The sequence below is a fragment of the Phycicoccus sp. CSK15P-2 genome (assembly GCF_016888005.1).
Lineage (GTDB): Bacteria > Actinomycetota > Actinomycetes > Actinomycetales > Dermatophilaceae > Phycicoccus.
In genome coordinates this window covers 207,473-225,774 of sequence record NZ_JAFDVE010000008.1, presented here as the reverse complement: position 1 = coordinate 225,774, position 18,302 = coordinate 207,473, and the positions used below count along the sequence as shown (strand labels likewise).

Genomic DNA, 18,302 nt, shown 5'->3' with positions numbered 1-18,302 from the left:
CCATCCGCCGCGGCACGTTCCGATCCGTGCGCGAGCTCAACGCCAAGATCCGCGTCTTCATCAACGGCTGGAACGACCGCTCCCACCCCTTCGTGTGGACCAAGACCGCCGACGACATCCTCAAGAATGCCAACCGTCAGAAAACTTCAAACACGAACCACTAGAGGGCACTCGTTAGTGCCCCAGACCGGCAGGCGCCCAGCACATCCCCGCAGGTCAGGAACCCGACGAACCGAGGATCACGCCCCGGTGACCGAAGTCAGGCGTGTTTGCAAAGGCTTGCAGCGTCGTTGACGCGCGATGGCACCAATGCTGGTCTTCGAACCTGACCGGCACGATCGTCCCGGGTACCCCTGCGGTGTGTCTGAGTAGATGTCGGACTTCGTCTGATCGCACAATTGCGCAGGGAGTGATGGAGCGGACGCCAACGCCGGGTGTTGTCGACAAGTTTGGGAGCCGGTCCACAGTCGACATCCCGGTCACCGGCCCGAGCGGCTCCGGCATCGTCCGCACCGGCTGGATCTACGATCCTGGTTCGATCACCTCTCGACTGACGACAGCGTTCCCGCGATGACTCGGCCGATCGCTCCTTTTGATGTCGTCGTGCTACCGGCTGGCCTGCCCCAGTTCGGGGTGTCGCCGGGCAGCCGGGCTGTTGTCATCGAGATTCATGAAGACCCCTACGAAGCCTTCGAGATCGAGGTGGTCGACGAAAACGGGCAGACTCTTTACTCAGGCGCGGTAGAGACGGCGTGGGTGGAACTAGATGTAACTGCTCGTGACATTGGTGACACCAGCCTTGAGTCGTGAGGCGCCGCAGACGCTGGCCGCGGCGGCGCGGCAGCACCGATCAGGGTTCGTCTCGCTCAGGAGATCATTGATGCTTGGAACTAGGGGTACAAACGAAGAGAGGACGACCCTGAAGATCTCGGTCGCGCAAGGGGCCTCGTCAGAGATTGGGTTCGAGCCGATCGGGACGTCTTTCACCCTTGACGGGGGTGACTGGGTGACGCTGGAACTCGCCATCAGCGCAGTTGCTCAGGTGGAGTTTGTTGCCTGGCCGAACGGCATCGCGGTGTGGGTGCAGTTCCCAGGGGATTACATCGTGTTCGATTCTTCCGGTAACGAGCTGGATCGGCTATGACCGCCGCGATTGAGCGGCCGGATCATCGTCGCGTTGGACCAGGAGGCCGTTCTTGAACGTCGCGCCGGACCGGCCAGCCGACTTCCGCACAAGCGCCACACCGCCAACCCTAGCGACATGCGGGGTACGTCAACTTGCTACCGTGCGAGCCCCTGAACAGCGCAAACGCTGACGCCGACCCCGAAACCCCATCAAGTGGCACGAGTCGGGCGGCACCATCGTCCCGGGTACCCCCTCTGAGGGTGGTGCCCGAGGTTCGGGAGGGCGAAGCCCTCGGGGCATCTTGGACTCCGGCGTATCGGAGAACAGGAAGGACTGGTCAGCAACGAGGCGCCTGGGCCGCGTCCGCCATCCTTACGGGAGGTCGGCGAGTAGGTCGCCGTCCGCCTCCATGCGGTCGAGCACCTCGTCGAACATCAGCTGCCGGAGCACGTCCGGCCGCTCCGCCCCGGCCTCGACCTCGGCCCACGTCCGTGGGGCGGCGACGTGCGGCAGCTCCCGCCCGCGCAGCGAGTACGGGCTGACCGTCGTCTTCGCCGCGACATTCTGGCTCCAGTCGAGGAACACCTTCCCGGGCCGGAGCGACTTCGTCATCTTCCACAGGAGGAGGTCGGGGTGCTTCTTCGTCAGCTCCTGCGCCAGCTGCATCGCGAGCTCGCGCACCTCCTCCGACGTCAGGTCGCCACCGAGCCCGGCGTAGAGCTGCATCCCCTTGCTCCCGGACGTGACCGGGAAGAGGTCGAGGCCGAGGCGGCCGAGCCGTTCGCGGACGAGCAGGGCCGCCCGCGCGCACTCGTGCAACCCCGCCGGTTTGCCGGGGTCGAGGTCGATGACGAGCCGGTCGGGGTTCTGCCGCTCGTCGCCGTCGACGGTCCACTGCGGGACGTGCAGCTCGAGCGAGTTGAGGTTGACGAGGTAGGTGAGCTCCGCGAGACCCGGGACGAGTGGGTAGGTGACGTCGTCGACCGGGACCCGCGGCAGCCAGGACGGCGCGCCCGACGGCAGGTTCTTCTCGAAGAACTGCGCGCCCTCGACACCGTGCGGCCAACGCACCCGGGTCACCGGACGGCCGGCCAGCCGGGGCAGCAGGGCGGGAGCGACCCGCGCGTAGTAGTCGAGCACCTCCCCCTTGGTCGTCTCGCTCGACGGGTACATCACCTTGTCCAGGCTCGTCAGCCGCAGGCGTCGGCCGTCCACCTCGACCCGCGTCACCTGCGGCTCAGCCGCCATCCTCGACCTCCTGGAGCTCGTCGACGGTGAGGTCGTGCCGGACCCCGAGATACGTCGGCTGGCGCAGCCGGTGGTCGGTCGTGAGCATCAGGGTGCGGACCTCGAGCACGACGCCGGGCTGCACCCAGGTCGTGCCGACGGAGTCCTCCCGCGGCACCACGTCGGTGAAGGGCGAGGTCGCCCGCTCCGCGGCACGCAGCCGCCGGAGCAGGGCCGCTCCCGCCGCGCCGGCGAGACCCGAGCCCACCCGACCCGCGTACCGCCACCCGCCGTCGCCGTCCGGCAGCCCGACGAGCACCGCCCCGAGGCGGCCGGCGGACGACATCCCCGAGCCCTCCTCGGCCCGCCACCCCCCGACGACGACCGAGTACGTCCTCCGGTGCGCCACCTTGCGCCAGTCCGGTGAGCGCCGACCCGGCAGGTAGCGGGCGGACCGGCGCTTGCTCACGACCCCTTCCAGGCCCTGCTCGGCGGTCACGGCCAGCAGGACCTCGCCGTCGTCGTGCACCTGCGGAACCCGCCAGGCGCGACCGTCCAGCTCGAGCTCCTCCAGCAGCCGCCGGCGCGCCGTCCACGGCTGCCCGGTGAGATCCTCGCCGAACAGCCGCAGCAGGTCGAAGACCATAAGAGTCACCGGCCGGCTCCGCGCCAGGCTCTCGGCCTGGCGCCGCTTGGTCACGTGCATCCGCTCGGTGAGCGCGTGGAAGCTGGGGAGCCCGCCCTCCAGTGCCACGACCTCGCCGTCGAGCAGCAGGTCGTCGTAGGCGTCGGCCAGGCCGCCCAGCTCGGGGAAGGCCGCCGTGACGTCCCGCTCGGTGCGCGACCGCACCGTGAGCCGGCCACCCCGGGCGTCGACGAGCACCCGCATCCCGTCCCACTTCACCTCGTGCACCCAGTCGGCGCCGCGCGGTGGCCTCTCCGCGGTCGTCGCGAGCATCGGGCGCATGGGCCCATCCTGCCGCCCCCGGGTGGGCCCGGATGCCGGGACGGCCGACCTCCACGCGGCCGGATGGTCCCGGGACGGTCGATCAGGCCGAGGTCAGATGCGGAGCCACTCCAGGACGGCCCGGACCCGACGGTGGTCGTCGGTGTCGCCGGGGAGGTCGAGCTTGGTGAAGATGTTGTTGATGTGCTTGGCCACCGCCTTCTCGGTGACGCTGAGCCGGCGGGCGATGCCGGCGTTGCCCCGGCCCTCGGCCATCAGGGCGAGCACGTCCCGCTCGCGCTCGGTGAGCCGGGCGACCGGTGAGCCGCCCCGCCGCGCCAGGACCATCGCGACGACCGTGGGGTCGAGGACCGTGCCGCCGTCGGCCACCCGCCGGAGGGAGTCGACGAACTCGGCGACGTCGGCGACCCGGTCCTTGAGGAGGTAGCCGACCGCACCCTCCCCGCTCGCGAGCAGCTCGCGGGCGTAGAGGTGCTCGACGTACTGCGACAGGACGAGCACCGGGAACCCCGGCCGGGCGGCCCTGGCCTCGATGGCGGCCCGCAGCCCTTCGTCGGTCTGGGACGGGGGCATCCGGACGTCCACCACCGCCGCGTCCGCCGCCGGGTCCGCAAGGGCACGCCGCAGCTCGGGCAGGGTGTCGACGGCCGCCAGCACCTCGAAACCCTTGGCCTCCAGCAGCTGGGTCAGCCCGGCGCGGAGGAGCGCATGGTCCTCGGCGACGACGACGCGCACGGCACCTCCCATCGGACGACGGTCGGGCCACCGGCCGGGCTCGACACCGACATCGTGCCGTCGAACGCGGCCAGCCGGGCGGCGATCCCGTGCAGGCCCTCCCCACGGTCCGGGTCGGCGCCGCCGCCACCGTCGTCGGAGACCTCGCCGCACAGCCGTTCGCCGTCGTGCCGCAGCCGGACCGTCGCCGCCGACGCGTGCGCGTGCTTGCCGACGTTGGCCAGGCACTCGGCGACGGTGAAGTACACCGCCGACTCCACCGGTGCCGGAAGACGGTCGGGGACGTCGAGCGCGAGGTCGACCGGGACGGCCATGTCGAGGGCGAGCGCCGAGACCGCGCCGGGCAGGCCGCGGTCGGCGAGCACCGGCGGATGGATGCCCCTGACCACCTCGCGCAGCTCGGCCAGCGCCGAGGACGATGTGGAGCGGGCGCTCTCGACGAGACGCCGGGCCGCCTCCGGGTCGGAGCCGAGGAGGTCGGCGGCGAGCCCGAGGTTGAGCGAGATGGCCGCGAGCCGTGCCTGCGGGCCGTCGTGCAGGTCTCGCTCGATCCGGCGCAGCTCGGCGGCCGAGTGGTCGACGACGACGGCCCGCGACTCGGTGAGGGTGTGCACCCGTTGCTCGAGGAGCTCGACGTGGTCCGGGCTGAGGATGGCCCGGTCGACGGTGGCCCGGATGCGCATGAGGGGGCCGACGCCGTACAGCCAGATCGGGAAGGTGGCGACGGCGAGGAAGACGACGACGACCGCGAGGGACAGCACGAGGCCGCCCGTCGCGGCCCAGACCAGCCACAGCAGGTCACGCCAGGTCGCGGGGTCGGCCGCGCGGATCCGGAGGTCCCGCAGCGGGTCCCCGGCCAGCGGCCGGTACGAGGCGGGGACGGGGCCACCCAGCGTGCGTGCCGCCAGCCGCCGGTGCGACTCGGCCGCGGCGCGCACCCCCGGTAGGAGGCCCATGAGCATCGGCATCCCGACCCACACCACGACGAGCAGCCCGCCGACCACGGTCAGGACGAACAGCAGGATCACGGGGACGACCCAGAGCACGTGGAGGGCCGCGTACCCGGTCAGCCGGAACGGCCCTGCGGGGCGGGACGGGTCGTCGGACGGCACGCGGCCATCCTCGCGGACGTTCCGCGGCCGGCGCAGGGGTACAGGCACCGCCACCGAGGAGTGGTCACAGCACCCCTGACGCCGGAGGATCGGCCGACCAGGGTGGACGGGACCTGATCACCGCAGTGGAGGAGCCCCGATGTCCCGTCACCCCGTGTCCGCCGTCCCGATCCGGGCGGCCCGCTGGAGCGCCACTCATCCGTGGTGGGCGATCTGCGGCTGGCTGGTGCTCGTCGCGGTCTCCGTGGCGCTCGCCGCGACGGTCTCCACCCGGGACACCCAGGAGGCCGACCACCGGGTCGGCGAGTCCGGCCGGGCCGACGCGATGGTCGAGCAGGCCGGGTTGGCCTCCCCGCCGTCGGAGAACGTCCTCGTCACCGCGCCGGAGGGTGACGTCGGGACGGCCGCAGCGCCCGCCGTGCGTGTGCTGGCCGAGCGGCTGAGGAGCGTCGAGGGTGTCGTCGCCGTCGGCGATCCCCTGCCCGCGGCCGACGGGCGCTCCCTCCTCGTGCCCGTCGAGCTGGTCTCGCGCGACGTGGAGCCCGGACCCCTGCTCGCGGCCACCGCGGCGGTCCAGGCCGGCCACCCCGACCTCACCATCCGGCAGGCCGGGGACATCACCATCGGCGCCGCCATCGACGAGCGCGTCGCCGCGGACCTGCGCTCGGCCGAGCTCCGCAGCCTGCCGGTGACGCTCCTGCTCATGGTGCTGACCTTCGGCGCACTGGTGGCCGCCGGCCTCCCGGTGCTCCTGGCGGCCACGAGCGTCGCGGCGACGATCGGCATCATGGCCCCGATCTCGCACGTCGTGCCGGCCGAGCCGACGGTCTACAGCATGATCGTGCTCATCGGCATGGCCGTCGGGGTGGACTACTCGCTGTTCTACCTCACACGAGAACGCCAGGAGCGAGCCGCCGGCCGCACCCGCCTCGACGCCGTGACCATCGCGGCCGAGACCTCCGGCCACGCCGTGCTCGTCTCGGGCGGCGCCGTCGTGTCCGCGCTCGCGGGACTGTTCGTCCTCACCGACGCGACCTTCGACTCGCTGGCCACCGGAGCGATCATCGTCGTGGCGGTGGCCGTGCTCGGCTCGGTCACCGTCCTGCCCGCGCTCCTGTCGGCGCTCGGCCGCTGGGTCGACCGTCCCCGGGTCCCTCTCCTGTGGCGGCTGGCCCGCCGCGTCCCCACGGGCTCGGTGGGGCGGACCGTCCTCGGGCCCGTGGTCCGGCACCCGGTGGCCGCCCTCGTGGTCTCGATGGCCGCCGTCGCCGCGCTGGCCGTCCCCGCCGTCACCATGCGGACGCAGCAGCCGTCGCTGGAGACCCTGCCCCCGGACCTCGCGCCGGTCCGGACGGCCCACGACATCGCCCGGGCGTTCCCGAGCGAGGGCAGCACGACCCGGGTGGTCCTCGCCGGGGCCCGGCCGGACGAGGCGTCCGCGGCGCTGCGTGGTCTCGCCGCGGACGCGGCCCCCGTCCTGGGCGTTCCCGGAGGGAACGGCACGGTGCGGACCTCGGAGGACGGTTCCGCCGCCGTGGTCGAGCTGCCGATCGCCTGGGACGGTGGCGACGACCGCGCACAGGACGCGGTCCGCGAGCTGCGCACCGAGCTGGTCCCGGCCGCGCTGGCCGGGCTCGAGGGCGAGGACGTGACGTGGGCGGTCGGTGGCGACGCCGCCGAGGACCTCGACTACTCCGACCGGCAGGGCGGGCGGATGCCGCTGCTCCTCGGCATCGTGCTCGCGCTGACCATGCTCATGATGATGGCCGCCTTCCGCAGCGCGGTCCTCGGAGTGGTGTCGACCGTCCTGAACCTCGCGTCCGTCGGGGTCGCGTTCGGGGTCCTGTCGCTCGTGTTCCAGCACGGCCTGGGCCAGGACCTGCTCGGCGTCCGGAGCCCGGGGTTCGTCGTCGTGTGGATCCCGGTCCTCGTCCTCGTCGTGCTCGTCGGCCTCTCGATGGACTACCACGTGTTCGTGCTGAGCCGGGTCCGCGAGCTCGTCGAGGCCGGGCAGCCGGTCCGTGCCGCGGTGCACCGTGGCATCGCGGACACCGCGGGCGTCATCACCAGCGCCGCCGCCGTGATGGTGTCGGTGTTCGCGCTGTTCGCGACCCTGTCGATGACCGAGATGCAGATGCTGGGCGTCGGGCTCGCCGTAGGTGTCCTCGTGGACGCCACGGTGATCCGGCTCGTCATGCTGCCGGCCCTGCTGGTCCTGCTGGGTGAGCGGGCGTGGCCCACGCGCCGGCGTCGCAGGCCCGTCGCGGTCGAGGCCCCGACGCAGTGGCGCTCCGACGCCGGGACGCTGGTCCCCGTGGCCGCCGGCGCCACCGACGGACCCCTCCCGGACCGGGCCGACCCCGCCTACCCTGGGACGACACGCCGCCGACCCCGCGGCGCCGAAAGGACGTGACACGCGATGCGCGCGATCTGGAAGGGCGCGGTCTCCTTCGGCCTCGTCAACGTGCCGGTCCGGCTGTACTCCGCCACGGAGAACCACGACGTCCAGTTCCGGCAGGTGCACCGCGAGGACGGTGGGCGCATCCGGTACCGCCGGATCTGCCAGATCGACGGCGAGGAGGTCAGCTACGACGACATCGCCAAGGGGTACGAGACCGAGGACGGCGACATGGTCGTGCTCACCGACGAGGACTTCGCCGACCTGCCGTCGAAGACCTCGCGGGAGATCGGCGTGACGAAGTTCGTCCCCGCCGACCAGATCGACCCGATGTGGCTCGACAAGTCGTACTACCTCGAGCCGGACAAGTCCGCGACCAAGCCCTACGTCCTGCTCCGCGACGCGCTCGAGACCGAGCGGCGGGTCGCGATCGTCACCGTCTCCATCCGAACCCGGATGACGATGGCGGTGCTGCGCGTCCGCGACGGGGTCATCGTCATGCAGACGATGCTCTGGCCCGACGAGGTCCGGGCCGCCGGCTTCGCCGCCCTCGACGACGACCAGCAGGCGTCCGAGCAGGAGATGGACATGGCGAAGCTGCTCATCGACCAGCTCGCCGGCGACTACGATCCCGCCGAGTACGAGGACGACTACGCCATCGCCGTCAAGGAACTCGTCAAGGCCAAGGTCGAGGGCGGCGAGGTGCAGGTCGCCGCGGCCGAGGAGGAGGAGTCCGGTGAGGTCGTCGACCTCCTCGCGGCCCTCTCCCGCTCGGTCGAGAAGGCCAAGGCATCCCGGGGGGAGACCCCCGCGAAGGAGCCGGCGTCCTCGGGCTCGGGGTCGACGAAGGCCGGCGGGAAGAAGGCCTCCGAGAAGTCGTCCACCGACGGCAAGAAGGGTCCGAAGAAGTCCGAGAAGCGGGCGAGCTAGCGGTACGGACCCGGGGGCCGGGCTCGCCGCCTACCATCATCGTGACGTCACGACCCGTGACGGCGACCCGGGGAAGGACCACTCATGCTGACCACGCTGCGCCGGCTCCTCGGTGCCGTCGTCTCCGCAGGTCTCGCGGGCGGCTCACTGGTGGTCGCCGCCGCTCCCGCCGCCGCGGTCGAGGGCCTCACGGTCGCGGCGCGCAGCACGTACACGGTCGACGTCGAGGACGAGGTCGTCCACGCCAGGGTCGAGCTCGACCTGCGCAACGTCAGCCCCGACCGGCGCGCCGACGGCGGCGTGTACACCTACTACTTCAGCGCCTACACCCTGCCCGTGCCCGCCACCGCCACCCGGCTGCGCGCCGAGAGCGGCGGCCGCGACCTGGACACCACGACGTCGCGCACGGACGAGCCCGGCATCTCCCTGGCCGAGGTGTCCTTCCCGAACCTGCTGTACGGGCAGGAGCGGAGCATCGTCGTCACCTTCGACATCGAGGGCGCCGCACCCCGGTCGGAGGACCCGACACGGGTCGGCCGCGGTTTCGCCACCTTCGTCGCCTACGGGCCGGGCGACGAGGGCAGCAACACCCTCCGCGTCGACACCCCGTCGTCGATGTCGTTCGCGAGCACGTTCGACGGCTTCGAGGACACCGAGGACGACGGCCGCACGGTGTACGAGGCCAGCGGCTCCTCCACCGGCGGCGCCGGGCTGTGGGCTGCGGTGTCGGTGCGCGACCCCGAGCAGGTCAGCGAGCGCGTCGTCGACGTCGGGGACCTCTCCTTCGTCCTCGAGGCCTTCCCCGGCGACGACCAGTGGTCCGAGTTCGTCGCCGGCCGGGTCACCGAGGGGATCCCCGCGCTGGAGGCGCTCGTCGGCAACACCTGGCCCGGGGGGCTCGAACGCATCCGGGAGGACGCCTCGCCCTCGCTGCAGGGCTTCGACGGGTGGTTCGACCCGACCGGTGAGGAGATCGTCGTCGGCGAGCAGCTCGACGACGACCTCATCTTCCACGAGCTCTCCCACGCCTGGGTCTCGGGGGAGACCTTCGACGAACGCTGGGTGTACGAGGGGCTGGCGCAGACGATCGCCGAGCGGGCCGTCACGGCCACCGGGGGCACGCCGGCGAAGCGGCGCGACGTCTCGCGTGGCAGCGACCTCGCCGTGGCCCTCAACGCGTGGGACGGCTCGGCCGGCAGCCGCTCCGCGGAGGTCGACCAGTACGCCTACCCCGCCAGCCACCAGGTGATGACGAGCCTCCTCGAGGACCTCGACGACGAGGCCTTCGCCGCGGTCGTGGGGGCCGGGATCCGGGGAGAGCGCGCGTACGACCCGCCGGGCACGGTCACGCCGAGTGCCGGCCGGACGACCTGGTCGGACTGGCTCGACCTCGTCGAGACCCGCGGCCAGGTGGCGGACGCCCCGAAGGTGTTCACGCAATGGGTGCTCACGGCGAAGCAGAAGGGCCGGCTCGACGACCGGGCCCGCGAGCGCACCGCCTACGCCGAGCTCGACGAGGCCGACGGCGCGTGGCTGCCCCCGGAGGGACTGCGGGACGCGATGTCGTCGTGGGACTTCGACCGCGCCCGCTCGGTGCGGGAGGCGGTCACCGACCTCGGCGACGACGCGACAGCGGTCCAGGCGGCTGCCGAGACCGCCGGCCTCGAGGTCCCCGAGGCCGTCCGCACCGCGTACGAGAACGCCGCGCTCGAGGACGACTACACGGCCCTGGAGTCGTCGCTGCCCGCTGCGGCGCGGTCGGTCACGGCCGTGGGCCGGGCCCGGGCGGTGGCCGACGCCGACCACGACCCGTTCACCTCGCTCGGCGCCTGGATGCTCGGCGTCGGTTCCCGGGCCGACCAGGCCGTGGCGCTCCTCGCCGACGGCGACATCGCGGGCGCGCAGGAGGAGGCGGAGACGACCACGACGCGGCAGGGATGGTCCCTGCCGCTCGGGCTCGCCGTCCCGGTGCTCCTCCTCGTCGCGCTCGCCGGTGGTGCATGGGTCGTGCTCGTCGCACGGCGCCGGACGGGCGACGCCCCCTCTCCGGCCGCCCTCCCGACGCGGCCCGGGCCGGCGCTCGTCGGCCCACCGCCCGCCGAACGGGTGGATGCCCGGCCGTCGGCCCCGGGGCCGACCGAACCGTAGCCCCGCTCCCCCGCGACCCAGGGCCGCCGTCCCGGTGGCTCAGAGGACGCGCAGCATCCGGGTGTTGCCGAGGGTGTTCGGCTTGACCCGCTCGAGGTCGAGGAACTCGGCGACACCCTCGTCGTAGGAACGCAGCAGCTCGGTGTACACCGCGGGGTCGACGGCCTGGCCCTCGATGGGCTCGAACCCGTGCGCGCCGAAGAACGTGGTCTCGAAGGTCAGGCAGAACAGCCGGGAGAGGCCGAGCTCGAGGGCCCGCGCGACGAGACGGTCCAGGACGGCCGCGCCGATGCCCCGGCCGAGGTGCGCCGGCTCGACCGCGAGCGTGCGCACCTCTCCGAGGTCCTCCCACAGAACGTGCAGCGCGCCACAGCCGACGACCGTGCCGCCCACCTCGGCCACGACGAAGTCGCCGACCGACTCGTAGTACGCGACGGCCTCCTTCTGGAGGAGGACGCGGCGCTCGGCCAGGGGCGCGACGAGGGCCCGGATGGCCCGCACGTCGGCCGCCCGGGCCGGCCTCACGACCACGGCATCAGGGGGCGCGGCGTCGGTCTGCGAGGCGGAGTTCGTCACCCTCGGCAGCGTAGTCGCGCGCCGGACGAGCGATGGGGCACACCCGATGGCGGACGTGGCGCGGCCCGCCACCGCAGGGGTGGTGGCGGGCCGCTGCAAGGTGCCCCGGAGGCCCTTGCCCTTCCAGGATGAGCCATCGGCTCTGGAAACAGGGTAAAGAAGGGTTCAAGAACACCTCACGTGTTGGCCAAGTATCGGTGTCCTCGTGGACCACTCCGGACGGCGCACGGCACGGACCGGACGCCGCTCCGGGAACACTCCCGCGCAGATGCGACAGGAGCCCCGGCCGGGCGGCCGGGGCTCCTGTCGCATCTGCGCGTCGGGTCAGCCCTCGCTGGCCTCCGCCGCGACGACCGGGAGCTCGATGCCCCGGCTGTGCGGCGTGCCCTCGAAGCTGAACGAGTCGTCCTTGGTCTCGCCGGTGGCGTCGACCGCGACGATCTCGCCGGACTTGAGCTCGCCGAAGAGGATCTTCTCGGAGAGCACGTCCTCGATCTCGCGCTGGATCGTGCGGCGCAGCGGCCGTGCACCGAGGACCGGGTCGTAGCCCTTGGTGGCGAGGAGGTCCTTCGCCGCCGGGGTGAGCTCGATGCCCATGTCCTTGTCCTTGAGCCGCGTGTCCAGCTTGGCGATCTCGAGGTCGACGATCTGGACGATCTCCTGCTGCGTCAGCTGCGGGAAGACGATCGTGTCGTCGACGCGGTTGAGGAACTCGGGCCGGAAGTGCTGCTTGAGCTCGTCCTGGACCTTGTTCTTCATCCGCTCGTAGTCGCTGCGCGAGTCCGGGCCGGCCGAGAAGCCGAGGGTGCCCTTGGAGATGTCCCGCGTGCCGAGGTTGGTCGTCATGATGATGACGGTGTTCTTGAAGTCGACCATCCGACCCTGGGAGTCGGTGAGCCGGCCGTCCTCGAGCACCTGCAGCAGCGAGTTGAAGATCTCCGGGTGGGCCTTCTCGACCTCGTCGAAGAGGACGACCGAGAACGGCTTGCGCCGCACCTTCTCGGTGAGCTGGCCACCCTCCTCGTACCCGACGTACCCGGGCGGGCTGCCGAAGAGCCGCGAGACGGTGTGCTTCTCGCTGTACTCCGACATGTCGAGCTGGATGAGGCTGTCCTCGTCGCCGAAGAGGAACTCCGCGAGCGTCTTGGCGAGCTCGGTCTTCCCGACGCCCGTGGGGCCGGCGAAGATGAACGAGCCACCGGGGCGACGCGGGTCCTTGAGCCCGGCCCGGGTGCGGCGGATCGCCTGGGAGAGCGCCTTGATGGCGTCGTCCATGCCGACGACCCGCTTGTGCAGCTCGTCCTCCATGTGGAGCAACCGGCTGGACTCCTCCTCGGTGAGCTTGAACACCGGGATGCCGGTGGACGCGGCGAGGACCTCGGCGATGAGCTCCTCGTCGACCTCGGCGATGACGTCCATGTCGCCGGACTTCCACTCGGCCTCGCGCTTGGCCTTCTCGTTCCGCAGGTTCTTCTCGTCGTCACGCAGGCGCGCGGCCTTCTCGAAGTCCTGGCCGTCGATGGCCGACTCCTTCTCACGGACGACCGAGGCGATCTTCTCGTCGAACTCGCGCAGGTCCGGCGGCGCGGTCATCCGGCGGATGCGCAGCCGCGCGCCCGCCTCGTCGATGAGGTCGATCGCCTTGTCGGGCAGGAAGCGGTCGTTGACGTAGCGGTCGGCCATGTTCGCCGCCGCGACGAGGGCGCCGTCGGTGATGGACACCCGGTGGTGCGCCTCGTAGCGGTCGCGCAGGCCCTTGAGGATCTCGATGGCGTGCGCGAGCGTCGGCTCGGCGACCTGGATCGGCTGGAAGCGGCGCTCGAGCGCGGCGTCCTTCTCGATGTGCTTGCGGTACTCGTCGAGCGTCGTGGCCCCGATGACCTGCAGCTCGCCGCGGGCGAGCATCGGCTTGAGGATGCTCGCGGCGTCGATGGCGCCCTCGGCCGCCCCGGCCCCGACGAGGGTGTGGATCTCGTCGATGAACAGCACGATGTCGCCGCGGGTGCGGATCTCCTTGAGGACCTTCTTCAGCCGCTCCTCGAAGTCACCGCGGTAGCGGCTGCCGGCGACGAGTGCGCCGAGGTCGAGGGTGTAGAGCTGCTTGTCCTTGAGGGTCTCGGGCACCTCGCCCTTGACGATGTCCTGGGCCAGGCCCTCGACGACGGCGGTCTTGCCGACACCGGGCTCGCCGATGAGGACGGGGTTGTTCTTCGTCCGGCGGGACAGCACCTGCATGACCCGCTCGATCTCCTTCTCGCGCCCGATGACCGGGTCGAGCTTGCCCTCGCGGGCGGCCTGGGTGAGGTTGCGGCCGAACTGGTCGAGCACCAGGGAGCCCGCGGGGGTGCCCTCGGCAGGCCCGCCCTGGGCGGCACCGGCACCCTGGGCCGCGCCCTCCTTGCCCGTGCCGTAGCCGGAGATGAGCTGGATGACCTGCTGGCGCACGCGGGAGAGGTCGGCGCCGAGCTTGACGAGCACCTGGGCGGCGACGCCCTCGCCCTCGCGGATCAGCCCGAGCAGGATGTGCTCGGTGCCGATGTAGTTGTGGCCGAGCTGCAGCGCCTCGCGGAGGCTGAGCTCGAGGACCTTCTTGGCCCGCGGCGTGAACGGGATGTGGCCGGTGGGGGCCTGCTGGCCCTGCCCGATGATCTCCTGCACCTGCTCGCGGACGGCCTCGAGGCTGATGCCGAGGCTCTCCAGGGCCTTGCTCGCGACCCCCTCGCCCTCGTGGATGAGGCCGAGGAGGATGTGCTCGGTCCCGATGTAGTTGTGGTTGAGCCCCCGTGCCTCCTCCTGGGCGAGCACGACGACGCGGCGTGCGCGGTCGGTGAACCGTTCGAACATGGTGCTACTCCTGACGTCGAGTCCCCTCGATGCTAGCCGCGCCATCCGGGCACGGTGCCCTCTTGTTCAGGCTGGTCGCGGGCGTGGCTACGGACTGGTCAACGCAGAAGGACCGGATCCGTGTTCCGCGTTCGCCCTCGGCGTACTCGGGAAGGGGGTGCTCAGGCCCGGGTGGGCATGTCGTCGACGACGACCGTGACCTCGAGCACGCAGTGCTGCCCGCGGAAGGACTCGATGTGGATCGGCAGCCCCGGGCGCGAACGGTCGAACCAGAAGCGGTCGACGGTGCCGCCGCCGTCGTCGATCGTGTACACGAGACACTCCAGCTCGCCGAGCGGGTGCTTGAGCGGAGCCTCCTGGACCTGGGTCTGGTCGGCGGGGTACGAGCCGTGCGACTGCAGCTCCTGCCAGCTCATCCGCTCGCGGACCGGCTCGTCGTCCGGCTCGCCGTCCGGGCGCCGCGGAGTGCGCACCATGACCGTCCCCTCCGCGTCGCCCTCGGCGAACACCACGGACCGCAGCGACGTGGGGAAACCGGCCGGCGCGGTGCGGATGACGAGGGTGCGGCCGTCGGGGCAGGCCGCACGGATCTCGTCGGCGGTGAAGGGGGTCGGCAGATGGCCCGGCTCGAGGACGCGCGGGTCGGAGGTCTCTGTCATGGGCCTTTGGTACCAGGGCGCGTCGGCGCGGCGCGACCCCGTCCACGAAACGGTGACCGGAGAGGTCGGCGCATCGGGCCGAGTGTCGGGCCGGAGTCGATGTGCGCCAGGCGTGTTCAGCGTCTGCGCTGGCAGCCGCCGCACCAGAAGAGGTTGCGGCCCGCGACGACCTGGGTGCGGACCCGCGACCCGCACCGCTCGCAGGGCCGACCCGTGCGTCGGTAGACCGACGACGTTCGCTCGGTGAGCCGGGGACGCTCACCGCGGCCGAGCGCGGCCTCGACCTCGAGGACCTGGTCCTCGACGGTGACGATGCGGCCGGTCGCGACACCGAGCGGCATGAGCCGCACGAGGTCGTCCCAGACGAGCCGCCAGGAGGCGGGCCGGACGGCGCGGCCCTCCGTGAACGGCGAGAGACGGTGCCGCCAGAGGACCTCGGAGCGGTACACGTTCCCCACCCCCGCGAGGACCGACTGGTCCATGAGCAGCTCGGCGACCGGTCGCGAGGAGCGGCCGATCCGCCGCCAGGCACGCTCGGGGTCGGCGTCCGGGCGCAGCGGGTCCGGGCCGAGCCGGTCCAGGACGGCCTCGACCTCGCCACCGGTGACGACCGCGCAGAGGTTCGGGCCGCGCAGGTCGGCGACGTGCTCGCGCGTCGCGAGCCGCATCCGGACCTGTCCGACGACCGGCGCCTCGGCCGTCCACTCCCCCTCGTCGACGGTGAAGGTGCCGATGAGCCCGAGGTGCACGTGGACCCACAGGTCACCCTCGAACTCCAGGAAGAGGTGCTTGCCGCGGGACGTGGCGCCGAGGAGGGTGCGGCCGGAGACCTGCGCCGCACCCTCGGCGAACCGGCCCTGGGGGCTGGTGACGGTGGGCCGGGTACCGGCGAACGCGGCGTGGAGGTCGCGGGCGAGCGCGAAGAGCGTGTGTCCCTCGGGCATGGACGCATTCTGCGGTGCCGGCCGGGACGTCCGGTACCCGCCCCCTACGGGCCCTCGGACAGGAGCCGGGTCTGGCGGCGCAGCACCTCCACCGTCCGCCGTACGTACTCCCCGATGACCTGCGCCTCCTCCGGCCGGAAGCCCGCCATGACCTCGGCCATCTCCCGCCGCAGCCCCTCGAAGGCGTCGTCGGCCCCGTCGGGGCTCGCGGCGGGGCTCACGAGCACGCGCCGGCGGTCGTCCGGGTCGACCGCCCGGTGGACCAGGCCCCGTGACTCGAGACGGTCGAGCAGACCGGTGACCGCTCCGGGGGTGAGCCCGGTCTCCTGGGCGAGCCGCCCGGCCGTGACCGGACCCGTCCGGTGGACGAGGGCCAGGGCGCGCTGGTCCACGGCGCTGAGCCCCAGCCTGCGACCGACGGCCTCGTGGAACATCACGACCGCCGTGCTGAGCGCTCTCCCCAGGTCGTCGTCCGCGATCGGCTCCATACCAGATACTTTACCGTCCAATATATTTCAGTACACTGAAACAAATGTCCCGTCGATCCCGGGAGGGACGATGCCCGCATCGCTCCGGCTGGCCCTCGAGCCGCTCCACTGGTCCGCCGCCTTCTACCGCCGGCACTGGCCGCTCGTGGCCGGTCTCTCCGTCCTCGTCTCGGCCGAGCGGGCCGCCGACCAGCTGACCGGGCTCCCCCAGCCCGCGGCGGAGATCGCGACCACGCTGGTCCGCCTGGCCCTCGTGGCCTACGTGGTCGTCCACGGCGTGAGCCGCGACCCGACGTGGCGCGCGGCGTCGCAGCGGCCCCGGCCGTCCGCGCTGGGCCTCTACCGCCGCCATCCCGGTCTCGTGCCCTGGCACCTCGCACTCCTCGCGACCGGTCTGGTCGTGTTCGACGTCGTGCCCGACCTGCTCGTCCGGACCATGGTCGCGCCCGGGGACCAGGCGCTCGCCTGGGCGGTCCTGCTCGCCGTCAAGAACCCCACCGTCATCGCGTTCTCCCTCCTCTGGACGGTCGCGCTGGTCCGCCAGCCCCTCCTGTGGTCCGCATCGGCAGCCATGCACTCCCGCTGACTCCCGGCACCGTGCCCGGAGCGGGACAGGACCGCATCACCGATGCGGTGGATCTCGCATCGGTGATGCTAGTCTGGAGTCATGCGGACGACCGTCAACCTCACCCCGGACATCGAGGCCGAGGTCGCCCGGATGCGCCGTGAGGAGGGCATGGGGACGAGCGAGGCCGTCGTCACGCTGGCCCGGCGCGGCCTGCGCCCCAGGCCGGAGGGGCCGGCGTTCCGACAGCGCAGCGCGAGTCTCGGTGCTCGGATAGACGTCGGCAACGTCGCCGAGGTCCTCGACCTGCTCGACGACGCATGATCGTCGACGCCAACGTCCTCCTCTACTCCGTCGACGCCGACTCGCCTCGGCACGCCCGGGCTGTCGAGCTCCTCGAGGCACACCTCAACGGCGACACCCGCGTCGGTCTGCCGTGGCAGAGCCTGAGCGCGTTCCTGCGGATCGCCACGCATCCCCGCGTCATGGCGAACCCCCTGTCCGCCGACGCCGCGGCCGGATTCGTCGACGACTGGCTGGCGGCCCCCGCGGCCTGGGTACCCGACGTGTCGACGCGTACCTGGGAGGTGCTCGGTCGGCTGCTGCGGACACACGGCATCACCGGGAACCTGGTCCCCGACGCCCAGCTCGCGGCGCTCGCCATCCAGCACGGCGTGCCCGTCGTCAGCGCCGACACCGACTTCGCCCGGTTCCCCGAGGTCCGCTGGGTCGACCCGTTCACCGGCTGAGGACGCTCGTTCGGACCGCCCCTCGACGAACGGTGGACGCGTCCGGCCCGAGGAGACGGGCCGAGGGATCAGATATCCCGGGCCGCCATCCGCGTCTGTCAGCCCAGGCGCTCGAGCATCGCGCGCATCTGCGAGATCTGCTTGGTCTGCGTGACCGCGATCTCGTCGGCCAGCTCCCCCACCGTGGCCTCGGCCGCGACGCCCGCGTGCTCGTCGACCATCTCCAGCGCGCCCTCGTGGTGCCGGACCATGAGGGTGAGGAACATCCGGTCGGCCTCGGCACCGGCAGCCCGGGACAGGGCGTCCAGCTCGGACTCGCCGGCCATCCCGGGCATGCCGCGGTGGCTGCCGTGGTCGGTGAGCCGCGGGTTCGTCGCCTCCGGAGGGACGGCCTGGCCACGCGCCTCGAGCCAGGTGGCCATGAAGGAGATCTCCGGGCCCTGCTCGTCGCGGATCCGCGACGCGAGGGACGCCACCTGCGGGTCCTCGAACCGGTCGCCGACGGTCTCGACGAGGACGATGGCCTGCGCGTGGTGGACGACCATGTCCTGGAGGAAGCGGGTGTCCTCGGCGGACGCCGTCTCCCGGACCACCGGGGTGGCGGCCTCGCCGGTCAGCGTCGCGTTCGGCTCGCCCGGGCGTCCCGGCTGCAGGACCGGCACGCTGGCCGGGCTCGCCGTGACCGCCGGCCGGGCTTCCCCGGAGCATCCCCCGAGGCCGAGGACGACGAGTGCCGCGGCCGACACCGAGAGGTGGGCGGCGCGGGTCGGCGCGGGCGTGGGCACCGCGTCACTGTAGGCCGCCCCGACGGCGTCCCGACCGGTCCGCTGCACC

19 protein-coding genes and 1 pseudogene are annotated in these 18,302 nt (G+C 72.2%); 10 read left to right on the top strand and 10 right to left on the bottom strand.

Translation table 11 applies throughout. The features are described 5' to 3' along the window. The 4 genes and pseudogenes from JQN72_RS18245 to JQN72_RS04860 form a co-directional block, all read left to right on the top strand. Positions 1 to 164: pseudogene (locus JQN72_RS18245) on the top strand (IS630 family transposase); the annotation flags it as partial. Positions 165 to 412: 248 nt separating this feature from the next. After that, positions 413 to 574 carry a DUF6883 domain-containing protein gene (locus JQN72_RS19040; RefSeq protein ID WP_374190872.1) on the top strand — a complete coding sequence of 54 codons (162 nt, stop codon included), beginning with the start codon at positions 413 to 415 and terminating at the stop codon, positions 572 to 574. Continuing rightward, a complete protein-coding gene (locus tag JQN72_RS04865) occupies positions 571 to 810 on the top strand; it encodes a DUF4926 domain-containing protein (protein ID WP_204134032.1) in 240 nt (79 codons plus the stop codon). Before JQN72_RS19040 ends, JQN72_RS04865 begins: the two co-directional genes overlap by 4 nt. Positions 811 to 1,006: 196 nt before the next feature. After that, positions 1,007 to 1,144: a hypothetical protein gene (locus JQN72_RS04860; protein WP_204134031.1), complete on the top strand. Its 138-nt coding sequence runs from the start codon at positions 1,007 to 1,009 to the stop codon at positions 1,142 to 1,144. A gap of 354 nt (positions 1,145 to 1,498) precedes the next feature. Here the strand turns inward: JQN72_RS04860 and ligD (JQN72_RS04855) are convergent, their stop codons facing one another. From ligD (JQN72_RS04855) to JQN72_RS04840, 4 genes are all read right to left on the bottom strand, one after another. Then, positions 1,499 to 2,374 carry a non-homologous end-joining DNA ligase gene (gene ligD, locus JQN72_RS04855; protein ID WP_204134030.1) on the bottom strand — a complete coding sequence of 292 codons (876 nt, stop codon included), beginning with the start codon at positions 2,372 to 2,374 and terminating at the stop codon, positions 1,499 to 1,501. Further along, positions 2,364 to 3,320: a non-homologous end-joining DNA ligase gene (ligD, locus tag JQN72_RS04850; protein WP_204134029.1), complete on the bottom strand. Its 957-nt coding sequence runs from the start codon at positions 3,318 to 3,320 to the stop codon at positions 2,364 to 2,366. The genes ligD (JQN72_RS04855) and ligD (JQN72_RS04850) overlap by 11 nt, the downstream gene beginning before the upstream one ends. Positions 3,321 to 3,413: 93 nt before the next feature. Further along, on the bottom strand, positions 3,414 to 4,055 hold the full coding sequence (locus JQN72_RS04845) for a response regulator transcription factor (RefSeq protein WP_204134046.1): 642 nt from the start codon (positions 4,053 to 4,055) through the stop codon (positions 3,414 to 3,416). Next, positions 4,007 to 5,167 carry a sensor domain-containing protein gene (locus tag JQN72_RS04840; RefSeq protein ID WP_204134028.1) on the bottom strand — a complete coding sequence of 387 codons (1,161 nt, stop codon included), beginning with the start codon at positions 5,165 to 5,167 and terminating at the stop codon, positions 4,007 to 4,009. The genes JQN72_RS04845 and JQN72_RS04840 overlap by 49 nt, the downstream gene beginning before the upstream one ends. Before the next feature lie 139 nt (positions 5,168 to 5,306). On the opposite strand from JQN72_RS04840, the gene JQN72_RS04835 reads away from it, so the two are divergent. The 3 genes from JQN72_RS04835 (at position 5,307) to JQN72_RS04825 (ending at position 10,643) form a co-directional block, all read left to right on the top strand. Next, positions 5,307 to 7,580 carry an MMPL family transporter gene (locus JQN72_RS04835; protein WP_204134027.1) on the top strand — a complete coding sequence of 758 codons (2,274 nt, stop codon included), beginning with the start codon at positions 5,307 to 5,309 and terminating at the stop codon, positions 7,578 to 7,580. 6 nt (positions 7,581 to 7,586) lie between these two features. Further along, on the top strand, positions 7,587 to 8,495 hold the full coding sequence (locus tag JQN72_RS04830; protein WP_204134026.1) for a Ku protein: 909 nt from the start codon (positions 7,587 to 7,589) through the stop codon (positions 8,493 to 8,495). An 84-nt stretch (positions 8,496 to 8,579) separates the two neighbouring features. After that, complete coding sequence (locus JQN72_RS04825) at positions 8,580 to 10,643, top strand: hypothetical protein (RefSeq protein ID WP_204134025.1); 2,064 nt, start codon at positions 8,580 to 8,582, stop codon at positions 10,641 to 10,643. Between the two features lie 39 nt (positions 10,644 to 10,682). On the opposite strand, the gene JQN72_RS04820 is transcribed toward JQN72_RS04825, so the two are convergent. The 5 genes from JQN72_RS04820 to JQN72_RS04800 form a co-directional block, all read right to left on the bottom strand. Further along, positions 10,683 to 11,219 carry an amino-acid N-acetyltransferase gene (locus JQN72_RS04820; RefSeq protein ID WP_204134024.1) on the bottom strand — a complete coding sequence of 179 codons (537 nt, stop codon included), beginning with the start codon at positions 11,217 to 11,219 and terminating at the stop codon, positions 10,683 to 10,685. A gap of 324 nt (positions 11,220 to 11,543) precedes the next feature. Next, positions 11,544 to 14,063 carry an ATP-dependent Clp protease ATP-binding subunit gene (locus JQN72_RS04815; protein WP_204134023.1) on the bottom strand — a complete coding sequence of 840 codons (2,520 nt, stop codon included), beginning with the start codon at positions 14,061 to 14,063 and terminating at the stop codon, positions 11,544 to 11,546. A gap of 161 nt (positions 14,064 to 14,224) precedes the next feature. Continuing rightward, a complete protein-coding gene (locus JQN72_RS04810) occupies positions 14,225 to 14,722 on the bottom strand; it encodes a hypothetical protein (RefSeq protein WP_204134022.1) in 498 nt (165 codons plus the stop codon). Positions 14,723 to 14,838: 116 nt separating this feature from the next. Beyond that, the gene (locus tag JQN72_RS04805) at positions 14,839 to 15,666 is read right to left on the bottom strand and encodes an Fpg/Nei family DNA glycosylase (RefSeq protein WP_204134021.1); all 828 of its coding nucleotides are present in this window, start codon (positions 15,664 to 15,666) and stop codon (positions 14,839 to 14,841) included. A gap of 44 nt (positions 15,667 to 15,710) precedes the next feature. After that, the gene (locus tag JQN72_RS04800) at positions 15,711 to 16,154 is read right to left on the bottom strand and encodes a MarR family winged helix-turn-helix transcriptional regulator (RefSeq protein WP_204134020.1); all 444 of its coding nucleotides are present in this window, start codon (positions 16,152 to 16,154) and stop codon (positions 15,711 to 15,713) included. Between the two features lie 70 nt (positions 16,155 to 16,224). Here JQN72_RS04800 and JQN72_RS04795 point away from each other — a divergent pair, with 70 nt between their 5' ends. From JQN72_RS04795 to JQN72_RS04785, 3 genes are all read left to right on the top strand, one after another. Next, entirely contained in the window at positions 16,225 to 16,740 is a 516-nt protein-coding gene (locus JQN72_RS04795) for a hypothetical protein (RefSeq protein WP_204134019.1), read from the top strand. An 81-nt stretch (positions 16,741 to 16,821) separates the two neighbouring features. Beyond that, positions 16,822 to 17,043 carry a CopG family transcriptional regulator gene (locus JQN72_RS04790; RefSeq protein ID WP_204134018.1) on the top strand — a complete coding sequence of 74 codons (222 nt, stop codon included), beginning with the start codon at positions 16,822 to 16,824 and terminating at the stop codon, positions 17,041 to 17,043. Further along, complete coding sequence (locus tag JQN72_RS04785) at positions 17,040 to 17,468, top strand: TA system VapC family ribonuclease toxin (RefSeq protein WP_204134017.1); 429 nt, start codon at positions 17,040 to 17,042, stop codon at positions 17,466 to 17,468. The genes JQN72_RS04790 and JQN72_RS04785 overlap by 4 nt, the downstream gene beginning before the upstream one ends. Positions 17,469 to 17,566: 98 nt before the next feature. Here JQN72_RS04785 and JQN72_RS18680 read toward each other — a convergent pair whose 3' ends face one another. Then, positions 17,567 to 18,253 carry a DUF305 domain-containing protein gene (locus JQN72_RS18680; protein WP_204134016.1) on the bottom strand — a complete coding sequence of 229 codons (687 nt, stop codon included), beginning with the start codon at positions 18,251 to 18,253 and terminating at the stop codon, positions 17,567 to 17,569. Positions 18,254 to 18,302: the final 49 nt, after the last annotated feature.

What these genes read in the sequence shown, in the direction of transcription:
- JQN72_RS04810 (WP_204134022.1), bottom strand. Translation starts at nt 14,722, where the DNA reads ATGACAGAGACCTCCGACCCGCGCGTCCTCGAGCCGGGCCATCTGCCG.
- JQN72_RS04785 (WP_204134017.1), top strand. Translation starts at nt 17,040, where the DNA reads ATGATCGTCGACGCCAACGTCCTCCTCTACTCCGTCGACGCCGACTCG.
- JQN72_RS04815 (WP_204134023.1), bottom strand. Translation starts at nt 14,063, where the DNA reads ATGTTCGAACGGTTCACCGACCGCGCACGCCGCGTCGTCGTGCTCGCC.
- ligD (WP_204134029.1), bottom strand. Translation starts at nt 3,320, where the DNA reads ATGCGCCCGATGCTCGCGACGACCGCGGAGAGGCCACCGCGCGGCGCC.
- JQN72_RS04830 (WP_204134026.1), top strand. Translation starts at nt 7,587, where the DNA reads ATGCGCGCGATCTGGAAGGGCGCGGTCTCCTTCGGCCTCGTCAACGTG.
- ligD (WP_204134030.1), bottom strand. Translation starts at nt 2,374, where the DNA reads ATGGCGGCTGAGCCGCAGGTGACGCGGGTCGAGGTGGACGGCCGACGC.
- JQN72_RS04805 (WP_204134021.1), bottom strand. Translation starts at nt 15,666, where the DNA reads ATGCCCGAGGGACACACGCTCTTCGCGCTCGCCCGCGACCTCCACGCC.
- JQN72_RS04795 (WP_204134019.1), top strand. Translation starts at nt 16,225, where the DNA reads ATGCCCGCATCGCTCCGGCTGGCCCTCGAGCCGCTCCACTGGTCCGCC.
- JQN72_RS04790 (WP_204134018.1), top strand. Translation starts at nt 16,822, where the DNA reads ATGCGGACGACCGTCAACCTCACCCCGGACATCGAGGCCGAGGTCGCC.
- JQN72_RS04865 (WP_204134032.1), top strand. Translation starts at nt 571, where the DNA reads ATGACTCGGCCGATCGCTCCTTTTGATGTCGTCGTGCTACCGGCTGGC.
- JQN72_RS04800 (WP_204134020.1), bottom strand. Translation starts at nt 16,154, where the DNA reads ATGGAGCCGATCGCGGACGACGACCTGGGGAGAGCGCTCAGCACGGCG.
- JQN72_RS19040 (WP_374190872.1), top strand. Translation starts at nt 413, where the DNA reads ATGGAGCGGACGCCAACGCCGGGTGTTGTCGACAAGTTTGGGAGCCGG.
- JQN72_RS04825 (WP_204134025.1), top strand. Translation starts at nt 8,580, where the DNA reads ATGCTGACCACGCTGCGCCGGCTCCTCGGTGCCGTCGTCTCCGCAGGT.
- JQN72_RS04835 (WP_204134027.1), top strand. Translation starts at nt 5,307, where the DNA reads ATGTCCCGTCACCCCGTGTCCGCCGTCCCGATCCGGGCGGCCCGCTGG.